Source organism: Brevibacterium pigmentatum (assembly GCF_011617465.1).
Taxonomy (GTDB): domain Bacteria; phylum Actinomycetota; class Actinomycetes; order Actinomycetales; family Brevibacteriaceae; genus Brevibacterium; species Brevibacterium pigmentatum.
This window is the reverse complement of the sequence record NZ_CP050153.1, coordinates 3496935-3516282: the sequence shown is the minus strand read 5'-3', so window position 1 is coordinate 3516282 and position 19348 is coordinate 3496935. Positions and strand designations below refer to the sequence as shown.

Genomic DNA, 19348 nt, shown 5'->3' with positions numbered 1-19348 from the left:
GGTCGCTATCGGACATTTCTGCCGCGCAGAAATGTCCGATAGCGACCTATGTTTTGGTGCAGATGTCCGTTTGCGACCACTGTCTGGAGAAGAGCACGATCGGCTGCGCAGCCTGGGCTCAGCGCGGTCCGCAGAGCTGCGCAGCCTTGGGAAGGGCACAAGCCTGAGTGCCTCTCCGGCTGGGGACCCGCTCAGCCCAGCGGGTACGGCGCCAGCGCCTGGGCGGTGACCAGGGCTGCGGTCATCGCCTCGTGTCCCTTGTCCTCCTGCGAGCCCTCGAGCCCGGCGCGGTCAAGCCCCTGCTGTTCGGTGTCGCAGGTGAGCACGCCGAAGCCCACAGGTTTGCGGGAGTCGATGGCCACGCGGTTCAGACCGTCGGTGGCGGCCTGGCAGACATAGTCGAAGTGAGGTGTGCCGCCGCGGATGACGATGCCGAGCGCGACGACCGCATCGAAGTGCGGGGCCAGTCGGGCTGCGGCCACCGGCAGTTCGAAGCTGCCGGGCACGCGGATGAGTGTCGCCTCGGCACCGGCCTCGGCTGCGGCGCGTTGGGCCCCGTCGACGAGGCCGTCCATGATCTGTGTGTGCCACGAGGCGGCGACGATCGCGACGCGCAGTTCGGCGGCGTCGACGGTGAGTTCAGGTGCTCCGGAATGAGCCATGGGCATGTCCTTTGGTCAGGGCTCCGAAGAGCCGAAATGAATTCTGGTGCGAACGCTGTGATGGGGTGCCAGCGGCCGGAGCCGCCGGTTCAGCTGGCGACTGCCCCGGCGGAACCAGCCCCGTCGTGAGCGGTTCCGGTGACCTCGGGCAGAGTGAGTGCATGGTGCATCCGCTGCCGTTTCGTGGCCAGGTAGTGAGTGTTCTCCGGACGCGCGGCGATCTCGAGCGGCACGACGGACTCGACCGTGACGCCCAGTTCCTCCAGCGCTGCGGTCTTCGCCGGGTTGTTCGTCAGCAGCCGGATGCGGGTGAGCCCGAGCGAGCGCAGAATCAGCGCCGCGGCACGATAGTCGCGTGCGTCATCGGTGAATCCGAGCTCCCGGTTCGCATCCACGGTGTCCCACCCCTGATCCTGCAGCGCGTACGCGCGAAGCTTGTTGCTCAGCCCGATCCCGCGCCCTTCGTGCCCGGTCAGGTAGAGCACCGCCCCGCCCTGTTCGCCGATGAGGTCGAGCGCCCGATCGAGCTGCTCCCCGCAGTCACACCGGTGCGAGCCGAAGACATCCCCGGTCAGGCACTCGGAATGCACCCGCACGAGCGGAGCCGGACCATCGTCAGCAGCGTCGATCGACCCCGCGAACACGCCGAGGTGGTCGTGCCCGTCGATGGTGAATGCGCGGGCCCGCAGACTCCCGTGCTCCGTCGGCAGCGGCACCTCCGCGGTGGACTGCACTGACGATTCGCCCGCATCCCGTTCATCGAGGTAAGCGATGAGCTGTTCGATCGAGACCATGACGAGGTCATGGGCGTCCGCGAAGTCACGGACTGCGTCGAAACGCATCATCGAACCATCGTCATGGACCACCTCGGCGATCATCGCCACCGGCTGCGCCCCGGCCAGCTGCGCGAATTCGACGCCCGCCTCGGTGTGGCCCGGGCGCTCGCGGACTCCGCCGCCCTTCGCAATCAGCGGGAAGACGTGGCCGGGTCGCGAGATCGCCGCTGGGTCGGGGTCGGCGGCGGCGAGGACTCGGCCGGTCTCAGCACGTTCGGCGGCACTGATTCCCGTGGTCACCCCCACGGCATCGCAGCTGATCGTGTAGGCGGTGCCCTTCGGGTCTTCGTTGTCTGTGACCATCGGCGGCAGCTTGAGGGCCGCGGCACGCTCGGCGGTCATCGGCGCGCAGATCACGCCCGAGGTGTGTCGGACGAAGAAGCCCATCGTCGCGGCATCAGCGTATTCGGCTGCCATGATGAGGTCGCCTTCGTTCTCCCGGTCCTCGTCGTCGACGACGAGGACGGGGCGGCCAGCGGCGACGACGGCGGCGATGGCGTCCGCGATCGAATCGAGGCGGCTTTCGTGAGCGACTGATTCAGTCATGATCGACTCCTTGCTGAGTGCTGTTGTGCGTCTGAGATGGTGAGAAGGACAGGAGGCGGGCGGTGTACTTCGCGAGCACGTCGACCTCGATGTTCACCGCCGCGCCGACCTCGAGTTCGCCGAAGGTCGTGTGCGAGAGGGTGGCCGGGATGAGTCCGACCTCGACCCAGGAGGCAGGACCGGTCGGCTCCGAGACGGCGGTCAGCGTCAGCGACACCCCGTTGACCGCGATGGACCCCTTCACCGCAGTCAGCGGAGCGAGGTCGGCCGGAATCGCGATGCGCAGGGTCGACCAGTCTGCCCTGTCGGTGCGGTCGATGAGTTCGCCGCGGCCGTCGACGTGACCTTGCACGACGTGGCCGTCGAAACGCCCCGAGGCGGGAGTGCAGCGTTCCAGGTTGACCCGGTCGCCGGTGCCCAGGGTGCCGAGACCTGTCAGGCGCAGAGTCTCGCCCATCACCTCAGCGGTGAAGAGTCCCGGCGCCTGCTCGGCGGGGCGTCTCGTGGACGTCAGGCAGACTCCGTTGACGGCCAGAGAGCCGCCGAGTTCGAGATCGGCGACGAGTGCCCCGGCGTCGATGGTGATCGTGGCCGAATCGTTCGTGTAGTCGATGGTCTCGACGGTGCCGAGTCCTTCGATGATTCCGGTGAACATGTGCCTCCAAAGTGCTGAGCAGCTGGTGCTGAGTCGGTGGTGCTGAGTCGGTGATGGCTGAGTGTGTGGGTTTGAGCGATGCCCCCGAGGTGGGCCGCCGTGCGGTGCGCGTTCGGCTAGGTCGCGGTGACGAAGTGGAGCAGGACGTCGGGGCCGAGCCGGGAGACGGCAGGAACCTCGGTGTCGTCGAGGCTCAGACGCAGTGCGTCGGCCAAGGTGCCGATGTCGAGTCCGTCCACGCTGTTCCGGCCCTGCCCGAGGAGCAGCGGAGCCTGATAGCAGAAGACCTCGTCGACGAACCCGGCGGCGAAGAAGGCGGCGAGGACCCGTGGCCCGCCCTCGACGAGGAGGTGGCGGGCCCCCTCGGAGTACAGACGGTCCACGGCCTCGCCGATGTCATGGGTGCGAAGGTGCAGAGTGTCGGGATTGAGCGCGAGGAACGATTCGGCTGGCAGCTCGGTGGTGCCGAGCACGACGGGGCGCGGCTGGTGCTCAAGCTCCATCCCATCAGACCCGCGGGCGTTGAGCCGCGGATCGTCGGACAGTGCCGTGCCGGTGCCGACGAGGATGGCGTCGACGCGGGAGCGGATCTCATGCGCGTGCGCCCGGGACTCCTGCGAGGTGATCCATTGGCTGGTCCCATCGGCGGCGGCGACGGCTCCGTCGAGGCTCTGCGCGATCTTCACCGTGACGAAAGGACGGGCGTCGTTCATCGCGCGCAGCCACCGGGCGTTCAGGTCGCGGGAGTCCTCCAAGTGCAGTCCCGAGCGCACGGTGAGCCCCGACTCGGCGAGGATCTCACCCCCACCGGAGGCCAGCGGATTCGGGTCGGGGGAGGCGAAGATGACGGAGGGGATTCCGGCGGCGCGGATGGCTTCGGTGCACGGCCCGGTCCGTCCCTGGTGGGAGCAGGGTTCGAGGGTGACCAGCAGGGTCGCGGTGCTCAGGTCGATGCCGAGGTCATGGGAGGTGGTGATGACGTCGACCTCGGCGTGGGGCGTGCCGGCACCGCCGTGATGACCGGTGACGGTCGTGCCGTCGTCGGTCAGGATCGCGGCGCCCACCAGCGGATTCGCTCCGCGGAACCCTTCGCGGGCAGCGTTGAGGGCGGCGGTCATCGCCGCGGATTCGAGTTCGGTGAACTCCGCTGGGTCCGTGAGCTGCGCGCCCATGAAAAAACCTCCCGAGCCATAGCCGGGAGGGAGGATATTGCGGGTGCAACCATCAGGGCGGTCGGATGCCGATCTCGGTGTACGCGGGTACACCATGACACAGCGGCCGAGGCCACCATGCTCCTCCCATCCAGACTCTGACTGTCGGTTTCGGAATTTCACCGAATCAACCGCCTGCACGAATGCGAGCGGGTCGCGGACTGTAACCGCCGGTACGGAATTTCACCGTCCCCGGAACATGTGAGGCCAGGTTAGCATGACCCTCGCCGAGGCGGGAGTGGCGTTCGTCACGGAGCGACCCATACCGGGTGGGGCAGGGGAGTCGGGGCAGGGGGCCGGTTTGTCGAAATGCATAACCTGGGTATATAAATAAGTTATGGATGATGTGGATTCAGGTGAGCTCGTATCGCGACTTGTCGTCGTCTCGTCGCGACTGACCAGGGCCTTTCGGCGAGTGATCGGCAACGAGAACTCTCTGGCGGCCCTGCGCGCGCTTGCGGTCGTCGAACAGTATCAGCCTGTGCGGGTCGGACATTTCGCGCAAGGGTATCTGAGTTCGCAGCCTGCGGCGACGAAGCTCCTCGCCAAACTCGAAGAGGCCGGACTCGTCGTCCGTGAGGCGAGCCCCACTGATGGGCGCGCCTCGCAGTTCTCGCTCACCGATGCCGGACGGGCGCGCCTGGCCGAGAACCGTTCGATCATGATCGACCAGATGCAGCCGTACTTCGAATCTCTGAGCGTCGAGGAACGCCAGAGCGTCGATCGGGCGCTCGGGCTGGTCTCGGACTTCCTCAAGGATCGGCATCCGGTCGATTGTGTCGACGAGCCTGCGGACGAGTCGGTCGAGGCGCCCGCGGATGGGCCTTCCGCCGAGTCCGGGGGCCCGGATACGGCCTCTGGCACGCCTGCGAGCTAGCCGACGAACTCACCGCGGTCTTCACCTGCGTCGTCAGCAGATGTCAGGCCGGGCCAGATTTCACAACAGAACGCACCACACGAAAGGGGACGCGACCAGCAGATGCGAGCGTCAGCAGACAACGAAAACACAGGGGACGAAACACCCGGCGACACCGGGGCGGGAGCGTCCATCCTCCATCAGCCGCGAGCCGTCTGGGCAGTCGCCTTCGCCGCCGTCATCGCCTTCATGGGCATCGGCCTGGTCGACCCGATCCTGCCGGCGATCTCGGCTGAACTCGACGCCACTCCCGCCCAGTCGATGCTGCTGTTCACCAGCTACCTGTTCATCACCGGCGGCATGATGTTCTTCACGAGCTTCCTGTCCTCACGCATCGGCGCGAAGACCACGTTGCTCATCGGCCTCGTCCTCATCGTCGCGTTCGCCGCTCTTGCCGGATTCTCCGGTTCCGTCGACCAGATCATCGGCTTCCGTGCTGGTTGGGGACTCGGCAACGCGCTCTTCATCTCGACCGCCCTGTCGACGATCGTCGGTGCTGCTTCCGGCGGCGCGGAGAAGGCGATCATCCTCTACGAGGCGGCTCTGGGCGTGGGTATCGCCACCGGGCCTCTGCTCGGCGGGCTGCTCGGCGGCATTTCGTGGCGGGGGCCGTTCTTCGGCACCGCCGTGCTCATGGCGATCGGCTTCATCGCCATCATCGTTCTGCTGCCCGGGAAGAACTCCGGCAGCGGACTGCATACTTCGCCCGAGCCGATCAGGCTCAGCGCAACCTTCCGCGCACTCGCGCGCCCCGGTGTCCTCGTCCTCGGCGTGGCCGCGCTGCTGTACAACTTCGGCTTCTTCATCCTGCTGGCCTACAGTCCGTTCCCGGTCGAAGCCGCGGCAGCGAAGATGGGTATCGAGGACTTCGGAGCGATGGGACTCGGCTGGGTCTTCTTCGGCTGGGGACTCTGCGTCGCCATCACCTCGGTCTTCGTCGCCCCGCTGCTGACGAAGCGCCTGGGACGCCGCCGCAGCCTCGTCGTCACTCTCATCGCGTTGGCCGTTCTGCTGTTCGTGATGGCCTTCCTCGTCGAATCCTTCGTCGGCATCATCGTCTGCATTGTCGTGGCCGGAATGATCCTCGGCGTGCTCAACACCGTCTTCACCGAATCGGCCATGGAGGTCAGCGATCTGCCCCGCCCAGTCGCCTCGGGCACGTATTCGGGTGTCCGTTTCATCGGCGGAGCCGTTGCTCCGATCGTTGCCGGATCGGTTTCCGAGTCGATTAGCGCGGGTGCGCCCTACTTCTTCGGTGCGGGTGTCGTCGTCCTGGCCGTCATCGTCATCGCGATCGGTTGGAAGGCCATTCGCAGGGTCGACGGGCACATTGACGAGTCGCCTGTCGATGAAGCCTACGCCCTCACCGGAGGCGATGCCTGATCAGGGGAGATGCTTGACCGGGAGAGACGCCTGACCAGGGACGGGATGCCTGACCTGCGAATACGGCTGACCGGAGCAGTGTCGGATCGGTGCCTGAGGAACTGTTCCTCGGGCACCGTTTCTGTTCCCCGCGGTGCCTGACCGGGGGAGCCGATGGTGACCGGAGTCTATGTCGATTCACGCCTCGTTATTCGTGTCGGATCGATGACGGAGAGGTGAATGATGGGGGTGTGTTGCAGATCTGGAACCGCGAGAATACGGGACATGGGCGGATTCTGGTGCACAATTGTTCTTGCGAATCCTGTTAGTCAGATGAGAGATCACTGACGAGCAGTGAGCATTCTGTACCACTCCCTATCACGAAGGCCATCATGTCCTACGACGCGAACGCAGCATACAACTCAGGTTCAGGGGCTCCCGGCCAAGGAGCACCGGGCGCCGGAATGCCCGGTGGTCAGGGGTACGGCGGGCAGGGCTTCGGCGGCGCACCTCGCGGTGCCGCCACCCCCGATGACCTCTCGCTCCCGCTGTACGGTGCGAAGTTCGGCCAGGCCGTCAAGCGCTTCTTCAAGAACTACGTGAAGTTCTCAGGCCGCGCCTCCCGCAGCGAGTTCTGGTGGTCCTACCTGTTCCTCGTGATTGCCGGATTCGTTCCCTATATCCTGGCCATCATCGGTGCCGCAATGGCCTCGGTGGACCCCTACAACGCTACGCCTTCAGGAGGCGCTGTCGCACTGATGGCTATCGGCGGAATTCTGTTGGGCATCTTCGCGTTGGCCACCATCATTCCGTTCATCGCCATCATCTGCCGTCGACTCCATGACGGCAATTTCTCAGCACTGTTCATCCTGCTGTGGCTCACCGGTATCGGCGGTCTCGTCGTCCTCATTCTGTGCCTCATGCCGCCCAAGCCCGAAGGGCAGCGCTACGACGTCTGACTCCTCGGCCTTTGAATTGCTGATGGTCGGCCAGCTTTTTCATCTTCATCGACACCGATGAGATGATCTGCTGGCCGACCATTCTGTACGCAATCACTACCGATGAAAGTCACCATGTCCTACGACGCGAACGCAGCATACAACTCCGACTCCGACGTGCCCGGCCCAGGAATGCCTGGCGGGCAAGGCTATGACGGGCTCGAGTATGGCGGAGCGCCCCGCGGTGCCGCCAGTCCCGACGACCTCTCGCTTCCCCTCTACGGCGCGACCTTCGGTCAGGCCGTCAAGCGTTTCTTCAAGAACTACGTGAAGTTCTCAGGACGTGCTTCTCGCAGCGAGTTCTGGTTCGCTTACCTCTTCACGATCCTCGTGGGAATCATTCCCATGCTTCTGGGGTTCGCAGGGTCGACGATTGCCACGCTCTCGGCATCGGGGGACTCCTACAACTCAACCCCTCCGGCCGGCGCGACGGCCCTCATGGCCACTGCCGGAATTCTGTTGCTGGTCACTTTCTTGGCCACGATCATTCCGTACATTGCTGTCTGTTGGCGACGTCTGCACGACGCGAACCTCGCCGGACCCTTCTATTTTCTCTTGCTGATTCCTTTCTTCGGCGTGATCATCTTCATCGTCCTGATGGTCATGGAGCCGAAGCCCGAAGGGCAGCGTTTCGACCGCTGAGTTCGGTGCCTGAATACGGCTGGAGCATCACGCCCTACTGCTGACAGCTCCTACAGCTGCACGACCATCACGCCCCGTTGGCTTCATCTCACACCGTTGCAACGGTATGAAATGAAGCCAACGGGGCGGTGTGGTGTCTGCGGTTCGACGTTGCGCACCTCACCGAGGGGGTGCGGAGGGTCAGGAGCGCCGGACGGTCCGCGCGAACGACGAGGCCATCGCGACGAAGACGATCGCCCACACGACCAGGCCGACCCAGAACCAGTGCAGACCGATCCACTCGATCGTCGGCAGGCCGTCGGATCGTCCCAGCAGGATGCTCGCCACCGCGTACATGCCCACGGGGAAGACCATGCTCCACAGTCCCGCCGAGTACCCCATCGGGATGCGGTGGACGAAGTGTCGCCACACGCCCGCGGCGACGAGGGCCGGGATGAGCCAGGTGGCGATCGCCCACAGCAGCGTCGACGATCCGCCGACGACGATGCGAGTGGCATCGATGACCGGAGAGTTCTCCAGCTCGAGGATCCGCGAACCCGCAACGATCGTGATCGCCAGGGCGCCCATCGTCACCCAGTACGGTGCATCGAGGTCGTCGGGCCCGACGCGATGCCGCAGCACCCGCACGCCGATCGCGATCGCGCAGACGGCATAGAGAGCCACCCCCACGGCCCACATGAGCACAGCAGCCAGAGTGAGGAAGACGATGGAGCCCGCCGAGGCCGACGCGGTGCTCGCTGCCTCGAGTGCGAGGCTCGAAGCGACGACCGCCACGGATTGGGCTGCGACGACCCAGACCAGCCACGTGCCGTTGACCGCCTTCGAAACCGGGTGGACGCTCGAGCCGAGGACAGCGGTGAAGGGAATCCCGTATCCGAGTGCCAGCCACAGCAGGGCGCCGATGGCGAAGAGGACGAGCGCCGGTCCCACCATCCCGCGGCCGATCAGTGCTGTGGCCAGCACATTCGTGCCTGCGACAGCGGTGAAGAAGCCGAAGGCACGTCGCGGATCATGGAGATCGGCACGCACGTCGTCTCGCCAGCGGACCGCCCGAATGAGAGTCAGGGCGATGAAGAACAGGTAGAGGGCGACGGCCAGCCAGAACAGGACGTCGTTGAGCAGATGCAGCCCCTTGAGCTGAGCGCCGATCGAAACGATCCCGGTGGCCATCACCGAGGCGAAGCACCCGGGCGCAAGAGTCGACGGACTCAGCCCCCAAGCTCTGTGCCGCTGTATGCGACCGTGATCCGCTGTACTCATCCGCTCCTCGACCCCATCTGCCCTTTCGTTCATTTCAACTTTAGTACCACCTCGGGGCTGTCACGGCCACGCATTGGGCAGCGACGGCCCACACGAGCCATGTGCCGTTCACGCCGGCAGACACCGGCCGTGTGCTTGAGCCGAGGATGGCGGTGAAGGGGATCCCGTACCCGAGCACCAACCACAGCAGGGCGCCGAGACCGAAGAGGACGAGGGCAAGCGGGATCATGCCGAATCCGACGAGTCCCGTCGCCAGGACATTCGTCCCGGCCACAGCGGTGAAGAAGCCGAACGCCCGGGTCGGATCATGCAGGTCGTCGCGAACGGCGTCGCGATATCGGACGAGCCGCACCGCGGTGAGCACGATGAAGAACACGTAGAGTGCGACGGCAAGCCAGAACAGAGCGACGGACAGCAGATGCAGCCCCTTGAGCTCGGCACCGATCGACACGATCCCGGTCGCCATCACCGAGGCGAAGCACCCGGGAGCCAGTGTCGAAGGGCTCAGGCCCCACCTTCTGTGCAGTCCGGTGAGGCAGCGATCGGCCGCGCTCATCCGCTCCTCATTCTCGTCGTCGTGTGTCGAGAGACATCGACGTCTTCGATATTACGACTACACCCCCTGCATCCGCGCTCCGGATACACTCCCGGAGGCTTCGGCCGGCCGACCTAGAGAGCCGACCGAGAGGCCGCCCTCGAAAGGTCGGCCGAAAGGCCTCGGCCAGCCCGCCCGAATGGCCACCCGACGGCCCCTCCCCAGAAGGCCGGTGTGCGTTTCCTGACATCTCGGTACTCGGACCTGACTCTCGCAGCAGATCCATGAGATAATTCACTGGTGTTACCATCGGGTAACTTCGAATGGAGTCGCCCGCTCCATACACCCGTGCGCAGGTAGTGGCGTATTCTGCAGTCACCTGCGCGATGCAGAAATATCCGGCGTGCACCGGATCGAAGCGGGCACAGACGATTGGGAGCCATGGCTATGGAGAGCACAACGGACACTCTCGCCGAGGACGCCGACATCGACGCGCCAGCGGTCTCGCTGCGCGGTTGGTCTCTGTCCGGAAAACAGGGCGATGTGTTCACCGATATCGACCTCGAGGTGCCGACAGGTGCCGTCGCTGTCGTCCGCGGACCTGCCGGCAGCGGCAAAACCTCTTTCCTCCTGTCCCTGGCTGGAAGGATGAAAGTCTCGGCAGGGGAGGGCCGCCTCGGCGATCTTGATATCCGCAAACAGGCCCGCAAGGTACGCGGACAGGTCGCGGTCGGACACATCGGCGGACTGACGGACCTTGAGGACGATTTCACGGTCGCGCAGCACGTCGCCGAACGGCAGATCATGCTGCAGCCCTGGTATAAGCCGTGGGCGTCGAAGTCGACATTACGCGAGGTCATCGGCCTGTTCCGGGATGCTTTCACCACGGCTACGGAGCTCATCGATGATCTGCCGCCGGGGACCTTTTCGAAACAGGACGCCCAGCGCGCGGACTTCCTCATCGACGACAACGGAGAGGTATTCGTCTCCGAACTGAGCGAACTGCAGAAATTCTTCCTCGAGTTCGGACTGGCGAGCCTCAGCCGTCCACCCGTCGTCGTCATCGACAACATCGACTACCTGCGAGAATCCGCTGACCGAGCCCGCGCTTGGGCCGGGATCCTCATCTACCAGCAGCTGCGCAGATCACGGGATCCCGAGGACCTGCTCACGGTCATCGTCTCCTGCGAAGACTCGAGCGAACTCGACATCGCCACCAGGTCGCTCGGCTCCCGCGCGGAGCCGTCGATTGTCGACCTCGAACTGCCGCCCCACCCTCCCGCTCATCGCGGGTCCAAACACTGAACTTCCTGCCCCACGTACACGAATCCGAGGAGATTCCCGAATGTTCTCCCTGCCCTGGTTAGAACTCTCACGGTTCAAACGCCACACGATCACGCGACTGGCGATGATCGTCATCATCGTCATCCCGTCGATCTACGGCGGCCTGTACCTGGCCTCGAACTGGAACCCGACCGACCACCTCGACAAACTGCAGGCGGCCATCGTCAACGAGGATACGGGCGCGGAGAAGCCCGATTCGGACGGGGAGAGGCTCAACGCCGGCGATGACCTCGTCGACGAGATCACGCCGAAGGGCGAAGGCGGATTCGACTGGCAGGAGACCAGCCAGGAGGAGGCTGACAAGGGGCTTGCCGAGGGGAAGTACTTCGCGATCCTCGAAGTCCCCTCGGACTTCTCGGAAATGCTCGTGTCGACAGGCGGTGACGATCCGGAGCAGGCAGGGCTGCGGCTGCGCACCGACGATGCCCACAACTTCATCGTCGGACAGTTGGCCGGGACCATCCTCTCCGAGATCAAGTCGGGACTGAGCGAGACAACCACGGCCGAGTACGTCACCCAGGTGTATCTCGGATTCAACGACATCCACTCTGAGACGGAGAAGGCCGCGGACGGTGCGTCCGAACTGCACGACGGAGCAGGTCAGCTCCACGACGGCACCGGAGAGCTCGTCGACGGGACGACGAAGCTCGACAAGGGCGTCGGAACGCTGCAGACCGGTCTCATCGACCTCGACAAAGGTGCTGGTGAGCTGAAGAAGGGCAGCGGCGACCTGGCCGATGGTGCCTCTGATCTGAAGAAGGGCACAGCTGAGGCGAAGGGCGGCTCGAAGAAACTCGCCGACGGCGCCGGGCAGGTCGCCGACGGCACCTCCGAACTGCGCGATACCGCAGACGAGGCCACGAAGAAGGCCGAGGACGTCAAACGCAAGGCCGATGATGTCGTCGACGGAGCGCGCCCCAAGCTCGAACGCGCCGAAGGGGACTTCGACGATGCCCGCACCACCGTGCGCGGGGACATGGACGACCGGATCAAGCGGCTGCAGAAGGACTATCCGGACGACCCGAACGTTAAGAAGCTCGCCGAGGATGCCGACAGCCTTGGCGAGGACCTCGATTCCGCGCATAAGCGCGCCTCCGATGCCAAGGACGAGGCGAAGAGCCTCGAGGACAAACTGACCGACGCGGTCGACGGAGTGATGGACAAGATCCGCACGGCCGATAAGAAGATCGGTCAGCTCGACGACGGCGCTCAGAAGGTCGCGACCGGTGCTGATGACCTCCACTCCGGGCTGATCAAACTCGATGCCGGTGCAGGAAAGCTTGCCAAGGGTGCTGGTGACCTCCACGACGGAGCCGTCCAGCTCAAGGACGGCACGGCGAAGGCCAAGGACGGAGCCGGTGATCTCAAGGACGGATCGGCTCAGCTCGTCGACGGGTCGAAGGAACTCGACAAGGGCGCTGGCAAACTCGACGACGGCTCCGGAGAACTCGCCGACGGTCTGGAGAAGGGACTCGAGCAGATCCCGACCTACGACAAGAAGGATCGGGAGAATCGTTCGGATGTCGTAGCTGTTCCCGTTGACGCGGACAAGGTCAAGGACAACGCCGTCGACGCCTATGGCGAGGGACTGTCCGCGTTCTTCGTCTCCTTGGCCCTGTGGATCGGCGGAATGATCACCTACATGGTGATCAACGCTATCCCGTGCCGGGCGTTGTTCTCATCGGCCAGCTCGTCGCGGATCGCCTGGGCCGGCTACGTTCCGGGGCTGCTCTTCGGCATCGCCCAGGTCGCAGTCCTCTATGCGATCCTCACCTTCGCCTTGGACTTCTCGGCCGGAGCGTGGGTGTGGACGCTGTTGTTCTCGATACTCGTGGCGGCCTGTTTCCACTCCGTGCACCAACTGTGTGTCGCGGCCTTGGGAGGGGTCGGCAGGCTGATCGCCCTGGTGCTGCTCATGCTGCAGATCGCCTCGGCAGGCGGAACCTATCCGGTGCAGACGGCGCCGACGATCTTCCAGATCATCTCGCCGTTCCTGCCGATGACGCATGCGGTCAACGGTCTGCGCACCCTGGTTGCCGGTGGCGACATGTTCATCGCAGCGCAAGCGGCCGTGGTGTTGTTGCTGATGACTGGGATCTGTCTGGTCGCCACGATTATGGTCTGCAGCCGCAAGCGCATGGTCACACTCACCCAGCTCCACCCGAGTCTGGAGCTCTAGGCCGGGGCGCGGGGCCTATAGCAGTCGTTAAGTTGAATTGTCTGGTCGATCCGCAGTGGTTTCCGCGCCCTAACCGACGCGGATCGACCAGGAAAACGGGTTCAGCGATGCGGGCAATCGTGTCGCAGCTCTCTGCTCGAGCACGGCCGTAGAGCCTCGGCCGCCTCGGCGCAGCCCGTTATCCGAGCGCCAGCCGCGCGGCCAGCACCACGAGCACGATCGCGATGACGACATCGAGGACCTGCCACACGCGCGGTCGAGCGAGGTAGCGGGAGAGTCCGCGGGCGCCGTAGCCGATGACGAGGAACCAGCTGATCGAGCCGAGCATGGCCCCGAACGTGAACGGCCAGACTCCGCCCGGACCCTGCTGGTTCGCGAGGTTGCCGAGCATGACGACGGTGTCGATGTAGACGCCCGGATTGAGGAACGTCAGCGCCAGAGTGGTGAGGATGACGGATTTGAGGGTCCGCTGATGAGTGTCCGCCTTCAGCCCGGTGGCCTCGCGCGCTGATTTCAGGCTCGTCCACGCGAACCAGAGGAGGTAGGCCACGCCCAGCCAGCGCAGGATCTCGAGTGCCCACGGTGCCAGAAGCACGATCGCCCCGATTCCCACCGTGCCCGCGCCGATGAGCAGGACGTCGGCGACGATGCAGATGGTGACGACGACGCCGAGGTGCTCGCGCCGAATCCCCTGCCGCAGCAGGAGTGCGTTCTGCGGGCCGACGGCGATGATGAGCGACCAGCCGGTGAGGAGTCCGGTGACGAGATGAGTGAGCACGGACTCAACAGTAGAGACCGACAAGTCAGAAGAAAAACAACAGAATATGCATCTGATGCACAATTGCTTCATGAACATCGATCACGTGAAAGCCCTCGCCGCCGCTGTCGACGAAGGCACCGTCGAGGGGGCGGCCTTCGTTCTCGGCATCACCGCCTCGGCGGCGAGCCAGCGCATCCGCACACTCGAGTCCCGCGTCGGGCAGGTGCTCATCCGACGAACGAACCCGATCACCGTCACCGAGGCGGGGCAGGCGATTCTCCGCTACGCCCGGCAGGTCGAGCTGCTCGAGTCCGAGGCGCTCGACCGGCTGCACGGAATCGACGCCGATTCGCCTGGATCGGGCGGATCAGGTGCTGGGCGGAGCGAGCCGACCGTGCTCCGGGTGGGGGTGAATGCCGATTCGATGGCGACGTGGTTCCGCCCGATCTTCGCCGAGGCGGCCGGCTGGGACGACGTCGTCCTCCGCATCGAGATGGTCGATCAGGACAAGGCGCTGCCGCTCTTGGCGTCGGGCGAGGTGCTCGGCACGATCACCTCGACGGCGACTGGCGGATACGGGACGACCGTAGCCGAGCTCGGGACGATGCGCTACGTCGCCGTGGCCGAGCGCTCCCTGTTCGATCGGCATTCCACCGGTACCGAGGCGGATCTGTCCAGGCTGCCGATGGTGAACTTCGGGCAGGACGATGACCTGCAGTTCGAGTTCCTCCGCCGGTGCGGAGTCGATGGGCGGCCGCCGCTGTCGGTCGTGCCGGGATCGGCGGAGTTCGTGGCCGCAGTGGAGGCGGGCCTCGGCTGGGGGATGGTGCCGCTCATGCAGTTCGAGGGTCTCGACGCCGACCTTGTCGAGATCGGCACCGAACCGCATATCGACGTCCCGCTGTACTGGCACCACTGGACGTTGGCCTCTGACAAGCTCTCCCGACTGACCGAGGCGCTGCGTCGCGCGGCCGCCGCGATGCGGTGATCGGGTGACGAGAGGTGCGGTTGCCTTCTATTGAGCCGCTTCTCGGCGCACTGGGTGGGCGAAATGGTCACAGAAATTCGAGCAGAGCGTGACCAAAAAGACCACCTAAGAGGTGCTGTGGGGCGACCAGGAGCTGAGGAGCTTGTCGATCGTCCACTTCACCTGCTCATGCGCGGCGTCGACGGTCATCGTCTCGGGCGAGATGATCGAATGCAGGGCGATGCCGTCGACGGTGGTGAAGAGCGCTGTGGCGGTCGGGGCCACCTCGGTGGGGTCGAGGTGCCCCTCCTCGGCGAGCAGATTCAGCCACCGATGCAGGCTGTCATAAGTGACCCGGTGGCCATGTTCGAGGAGTCGACGGGACACGGCGCGCTTCTCGGCTCCGAGCGCATGCAAGTGCATGGAGAACCACGTTTCGAGCTGCACATCCCGATGCTCATGAGTCGGCAGGAATTGGGCGCAGCACTCATAGAGACGATCGGCTGGTGCACGGCTCGAATCGGCGATGGAGAAGTCATTGATGACGGTGTCGATGGAGCGCAGCGCGACCGCCTCGTGGAGGTCCGCCTGGGTGGGGAAGTAGTGGCGCAGCGTCGATGCCCCGACTCCCGCCTCCTTGGCCACAGCACGCACGCTGAGGTTCGCCTGCCCCGGCTGCGACCCCTCCGCCAGGCGAATCGCCGCGGCGATGATCTCGTCTCGCTTCGACAACCGAGCTCCTCGCTTCATTGACAACGATGCTTTCGATCAGTGTATAGTACGTTGTACTAGTACGGTGTGCCAAAGCGTTTAAGGCGCGGCAGGAACAGTGTGCTGACCCGACCAGAGGACCCGAACGGAAGAAGAGAGAGCCCTCATGATCGACAGTCTGCAGGAATTCGCCGGAAACTTTCCCGACTGGCTGCAATGGGCGGGCGTTCTGCTCGTCTCGGCCATCCCCTTCGTCGAGTCGTATTTCGGCGCTGTCATCGGCGTCGCGATCGGACTTCACCCCGTCGTCGCCATCCTCGTAGCCGTCATCGGCAACGTCATCTCGATGCTCGCCTTCGTCTATGGGGCCGGTGCCATCCGCGACAAGGCGACGAAGAATAAGGAGGTCGAGGAGAAGCCGAAGCGACAGCGGCTCAAGCGCATGTTCGACAAGTTCGGCGTGCCGGGAGTTTCGCTGCTCGGCCAAACACTCCTGCCCTCGCAGATCACTTCGTCCGCGATGGTCGGCTTCGGTGCGAACCGCAATGTCGTGGCCTTCTGGCAGGTCATCTCGATCATCCTCTGGGGCGTCCTCTTCGGAGTGCTCGCCACCTTGGGTATTGAACTCGCGCTGCGCTGAGGGTACGTCGGCCCGTCCAGCCGTGTCAGACCCTCCACCTAGACTGGCCCCATGACGGAATCCACCCCGACATCCCCACCCGCGGCCGGCTCGCACAGCAATTCAGACGACTTCGCGATCGAGGCACAGCGCATCCTCGTCGAGCTCACTGCGAGCCCGAATGCGCAGTTCCGCGACGGCCAGCTCGAGTCCATCCGCGACCTCGTGCAGGCGAAGAAGCGCGTCCTCGTTGTCCAGCGCACTGGGTGGGGCAAGTCGGCCGTGTACTTCGTCGCCACCCGCATGCTCCGGGCCTCCGGCACTGGTCCGAGCCTCATCATCTCTCCGTTGCTGGCACTCATGCGCGACCAGATCGCCGCAGCCGAACGCGCCGGAGTCCGCGCCGCCAGCCTCAACTCCTCCAACGTCACCGAATGGGACTCCGTCCTCGAAGACCTCAAGGCCGGCAACCTCGACGTTCTCCTCGTCTCCCCGGAGCGGCTGAACAATCCGCAGTTCCGCGACGAAGTGCTGCCGCAGCTGCTCGCCTTCCTCGGCCTCATCGTCGTCGACGAAGCCCACTGCATCTCCGACTGGGGGCACGACTTCCGCCCCGACTACCGCCGCATCGGACGCATCCTGTCCGAACTGCCGCGCAACACCCCGGTGCTCGCGACGACCGCGACAGCGAACTCCCGCGTCGTTGCCGACGTCGCCGAACAGCTCGGCGACGACACCACCGTCGTCCGCGGTGAACTCGCCCGCGACTCCCTGCGCCTCGGTGTCCTGAGCGGACTCGACGCCAGCGCACGCATCGCCTGGCTGTCCTCGCACCTCAACGACTTCACAGGGTCCGGCATCGTCTACACGCTCACCGTCTCCGCAGCCGAAGACATCACCCGGATGCTGCGCGAACAAGGCTACGAGGTCCGCGCCTACACGGGCCGGACAGATGCCGAGGAACGCGCCGAACTCGAACAGCAGCTCAAGGACAACCGCCTCAAGGCGCTCGTGGCCACCTCGGCGCTGGGAATGGGATTCGACAAACCCGACCTCGGATTCGTCGTCCATATCGGCGCGCCGTCCTCGGCCGTGGCCTACTACCAGCAGGTCGGTCGTGCCGGCCGTGCCACAGACTCCGCCGATGTGCTCCTGCTGCCCGGCGCCGAAGACGAACAGATCTGGGAGTACTTCGCGACCGCGTCGATGCCCAACCAGGACGACGCGAACGCCGTGCTCGCGGCCCTCGCCGAGGCGGACGGCCCCCTGTCCGTGGCCCGCTTGGAGACCTTGGTCGGAACCAAGAGATCCCGACTGAATCTGCTGCTCAAGACTCTCGAAGTCGAAGATGCGGTGTCGAAGGTCAAGGGCGGGTACGTCTCGACCGGGCACGGGTGGAACTATGACCGGGAACGATATGAGAAGGTCGCGGCCGTCCGAGCGGAAGAGGCCCAGGCCATGCTCGATTATGAGGCGACCGGGCAGTGCCGAATGGAGTTCCTCATCCGTCAGCTCGACGATCCCGATCCGCAGCCGTGCGGCCGCTGCGACAACTGCGCCGGTGTGTGGTTCTCCGCCGAGATCTCCGACGAACAGCGCCAGGTCGCGGCCGGGAACCTCCACAAGATCGGCCTGCCGATCGAACCGCGCAGCACCTGGCCCAGCGGCCTCGCGAACATCGGGGTTCCGCTCAGGGGTCGGATCCCGGCGGAAGAGCTCGCCGAGGAGGGGCGTGCGATCGCGCGTCTGTCCGACCTCGGACAAGGGCAGACCCTTCGGGCGTTCCTCGCCCCAGATGCTCCGGATGCCGAGGTGCCCGGACAGATCGGCAAGTGGTGCCTCGAGGTCTTGGCACAGTGGGATTGGAAAACACGGCCCGAGGTGGTCGTGTCGATCCCGAGCAATCGCCGTCCCGTGACGGTGCGATCCTTGGCCGCGAATCTCGCAACGGCCGGCCGACTTGTCGATGGGGGTGAGCTGCTTCAGGTCGGTGACCATGGCACGCCGGACGTCAACAGTGCCTTCCGCGTCAAAGACCTCTATGAGGCCTTCGTCGTCCCGCCTGAGGTCGAAAAAGTCGTGGCCGGGAAGTCAGTGCTGCTCGTCGATGACGAGGTCGTCTCCCGGTGGACGATGACGGTCTGTGCACGACTGCTGCGTAGGGCAGGAGCCACCTCGGTGCTGCCATTCGCGCTTGCGCTGCGGGCCTGAACGCGCTCGCCTTGCGGGCCTGAGATCGCGGAGCACGACAGCGAAAACCACCACGGCAGCGATTCCTCGAGCCCGAGCCCTGGGCGGAGGAATCGCCGCCGCCGCGGCGGTTCAACTCAGGGGTTCTGCTGCAGCTGGAACGTCGCCCCTTCCGGGTCCGTGACCGTGACGATCCGCCCGTACGGGGAGTCTTCGGGGCCGGCGAGCACCTTGCCGCCGAGCTCGGTCACTTTCGTGGCCGCGGCATCGGCGTCTTCGACGTTGATGTAGGTGCGCCAGTAGGAATTCTGTGCCCATTCGCTGGCATCGCAGATTCCGGCCACAGCGTTGTCACCGTCACCATGGGTTGAGTACGGGAAGCCCTCCATCGGGGTGATGTCGAAGGAGAAGACCTTGCCGTAGAAATCGTTCGCCGCCTGATAGTTCGTTGTCATGAGTTCGAACCACACGGGGGTTCCCGGGGCGAGCGGTGTATCGAAGCCGGAGAACTCACCGGGCTGCCACATGCCGATGGGCGATCCCGTCGGATCGACGACGACGGCCATCTGTCCGAGCGGACCGACAGGCATGGGGCCGACGACATCGGTGGCCCCGGCGTCCAGTGCCGCTTGGTGGACTCCGGCGATGTCCCCGGTGTGCAGGTAGGTCGACCAGGCCGTGGGCATCTCCGGGCTCGGGGTGCCGTCCATGTTCATGGCTCGCATGGCGCCGCCGACGTTGCCTCCGTCCTTCGTGATCATGTGGTAGTGGCCGAATTCCTCACCCATGTCGGTGAATTCCCAGCCGAAGAGCTGATTGTAGAAGTTCTGGGCGGCCTCGAAGTCCTGACAGACATAGTCGATCCAGATGGGCTGGCCCTCGCGGGGGTTGACAGGCATTGCTTCTCCTCAATTGGTGGGGTGGAGATGAGTTGCAGTTGTCGTTGCCGACCGCA

The 19348-nt window shown here is 65.0% G+C and carries 18 protein-coding genes and 1 riboswitch; of the genes, 9 read left to right on the top strand and 9 right to left on the bottom strand.

What is annotated here, in order from left to right; genetic code table 11:
• Nucleotides 1-191: 191 nt before the first annotated feature.
• The 4 genes from ribH to ribD form a co-directional block, all read right to left on the bottom strand.
• Entirely contained in the window at nt 192-662 is a 471-nt protein-coding gene (gene ribH / locus GUY30_RS16015) for a 6,7-dimethyl-8-ribityllumazine synthase (protein ID WP_167199733.1), read from the bottom strand.
• Between the two features lie 89 nt (nt 663-751).
• Complete coding sequence (gene ribA, locus GUY30_RS16010; RefSeq protein ID WP_167199730.1) at nt 752-2044, bottom strand: GTP cyclohydrolase II; 1293 nt, start codon at nt 2042-2044, stop codon at nt 752-754.
• Nucleotides 2037-2699 carry a riboflavin synthase gene (locus GUY30_RS16005; protein ID WP_167199727.1) on the bottom strand — a complete coding sequence of 221 codons (663 nt, stop codon included), beginning with the start codon at nt 2697-2699 and terminating at the stop codon, nt 2037-2039. The genes ribA and GUY30_RS16005 overlap by 8 nt, the downstream gene beginning before the upstream one ends.
• Before the next feature lie 116 nt (nt 2700-2815).
• The gene (gene ribD, locus GUY30_RS16000; protein ID WP_228281475.1) at nt 2816-3871 is read right to left on the bottom strand and encodes a bifunctional diaminohydroxyphosphoribosylaminopyrimidine deaminase/5-amino-6-(5-phosphoribosylamino)uracil reductase RibD; all 1056 of its coding nucleotides are present in this window, start codon (nt 3869-3871) and stop codon (nt 2816-2818) included.
• A 114-nt stretch (nt 3872-3985) separates the two neighbouring features.
• A riboswitch (FMN riboswitch) is annotated at nt 3986-4114 on the bottom strand.
• Nucleotides 4115-4247: 133 nt separating this feature from the next.
• Between ribD and GUY30_RS15995 the strand changes: the two genes are divergently transcribed.
• The 4 genes from GUY30_RS15995 (at nt 4248) to GUY30_RS15980 (ending at nt 7828) form a co-directional block, all read left to right on the top strand.
• The gene (locus GUY30_RS15995; RefSeq protein ID WP_082019106.1) at nt 4248-4787 is read left to right on the top strand and encodes a MarR family winged helix-turn-helix transcriptional regulator; all 540 of its coding nucleotides are present in this window, start codon (nt 4248-4250) and stop codon (nt 4785-4787) included.
• Between the two features lie 102 nt (nt 4788-4889).
• Nucleotides 4890-6209, top strand: coding sequence for an MFS transporter (locus GUY30_RS15990; RefSeq protein ID WP_167199724.1), 1320 nt, complete (start codon nt 4890-4892; stop codon nt 6207-6209).
• Between the two features lie 371 nt (nt 6210-6580).
• Entirely contained in the window at nt 6581-7147 is a 567-nt protein-coding gene (locus GUY30_RS15985) for a DUF805 domain-containing protein (protein WP_228281473.1), read from the top strand.
• A gap of 102 nt (nt 7148-7249) precedes the next feature.
• On the top strand, nt 7250-7828 hold the full coding sequence (locus GUY30_RS15980; RefSeq protein WP_152609701.1) for a DUF805 domain-containing protein: 579 nt from the start codon (nt 7250-7252) through the stop codon (nt 7826-7828).
• Nucleotides 7829-8008: 180 nt separating this feature from the next.
• On the opposite strand, the gene GUY30_RS15975 is transcribed toward GUY30_RS15980, so the two are convergent.
• On the bottom strand, nt 8009-9088 hold the full coding sequence (locus GUY30_RS15975) for a tellurite resistance/C4-dicarboxylate transporter family protein (RefSeq protein WP_167199721.1): 1080 nt from the start codon (nt 9086-9088) through the stop codon (nt 8009-8011).
• A gap of 40 nt (nt 9089-9128) precedes the next feature.
• On the bottom strand, nt 9129-9644 hold the full coding sequence (locus GUY30_RS15970; protein WP_167199716.1) for an SLAC1 family transporter: 516 nt from the start codon (nt 9642-9644) through the stop codon (nt 9129-9131).
• A gap of 426 nt (nt 9645-10070) precedes the next feature.
• Here GUY30_RS15970 and GUY30_RS15965 point away from each other — a divergent pair, with 426 nt between their 5' ends.
• Together GUY30_RS15965 and GUY30_RS15960 are read left to right on the top strand one after the other, a co-directional pair.
• Nucleotides 10071-10928 carry an ATP-binding cassette domain-containing protein gene (locus GUY30_RS15965; protein ID WP_167199713.1) on the top strand — a complete coding sequence of 286 codons (858 nt, stop codon included), beginning with the start codon at nt 10071-10073 and terminating at the stop codon, nt 10926-10928.
• Nucleotides 10929-10968: 40 nt separating this feature from the next.
• The gene (locus GUY30_RS15960) at nt 10969-13146 is read left to right on the top strand and encodes a YhgE/Pip domain-containing protein (RefSeq protein ID WP_167199710.1); all 2178 of its coding nucleotides are present in this window, start codon (nt 10969-10971) and stop codon (nt 13144-13146) included.
• A 178-nt stretch (nt 13147-13324) separates the two neighbouring features.
• On the opposite strand, the gene GUY30_RS15955 is transcribed toward GUY30_RS15960, so the two are convergent.
• Complete coding sequence (locus tag GUY30_RS15955; RefSeq protein ID WP_228281472.1) at nt 13325-13924, bottom strand: LysE/ArgO family amino acid transporter; 600 nt, start codon at nt 13922-13924, stop codon at nt 13325-13327.
• A 70-nt stretch (nt 13925-13994) separates the two neighbouring features.
• Between GUY30_RS15955 and GUY30_RS15950 the strand changes: the two genes are divergently transcribed.
• Entirely contained in the window at nt 13995-14894 is a 900-nt protein-coding gene (locus tag GUY30_RS15950; protein ID WP_228281470.1) for an ArgP/LysG family DNA-binding transcriptional regulator, read from the top strand.
• Between the two features lie 105 nt (nt 14895-14999).
• Here GUY30_RS15950 and GUY30_RS15945 read toward each other — a convergent pair whose 3' ends face one another.
• Nucleotides 15000-15605, bottom strand: a complete 606-nt coding sequence (locus GUY30_RS15945; RefSeq protein ID WP_062241002.1) for a TetR/AcrR family transcriptional regulator — start codon at nt 15603-15605, stop codon at nt 15000-15002.
• 145 nt (nt 15606-15750) lie between these two features.
• Between GUY30_RS15945 and GUY30_RS15940 the strand changes: the two genes are divergently transcribed.
• Both GUY30_RS15940 and GUY30_RS15935 read left to right on the top strand, forming a co-directional pair.
• Nucleotides 15751-16224, top strand: coding sequence for a membrane protein (locus tag GUY30_RS15940; RefSeq protein WP_039212163.1), 474 nt, complete (start codon nt 15751-15753; stop codon nt 16222-16224).
• A gap of 51 nt (nt 16225-16275) precedes the next feature.
• Nucleotides 16276-18414, top strand: a complete 2139-nt coding sequence (locus GUY30_RS15935) for a RecQ family ATP-dependent DNA helicase (RefSeq protein WP_167199704.1) — start codon at nt 16276-16278, stop codon at nt 18412-18414.
• Between the two features lie 116 nt (nt 18415-18530).
• On the opposite strand, the gene GUY30_RS15930 is transcribed toward GUY30_RS15935, so the two are convergent.
• Entirely contained in the window at nt 18531-19292 is a 762-nt protein-coding gene (locus GUY30_RS15930; protein WP_167199701.1) for a VOC family protein, read from the bottom strand.
• Nucleotides 19293-19348: the final 56 nt, after the last annotated feature.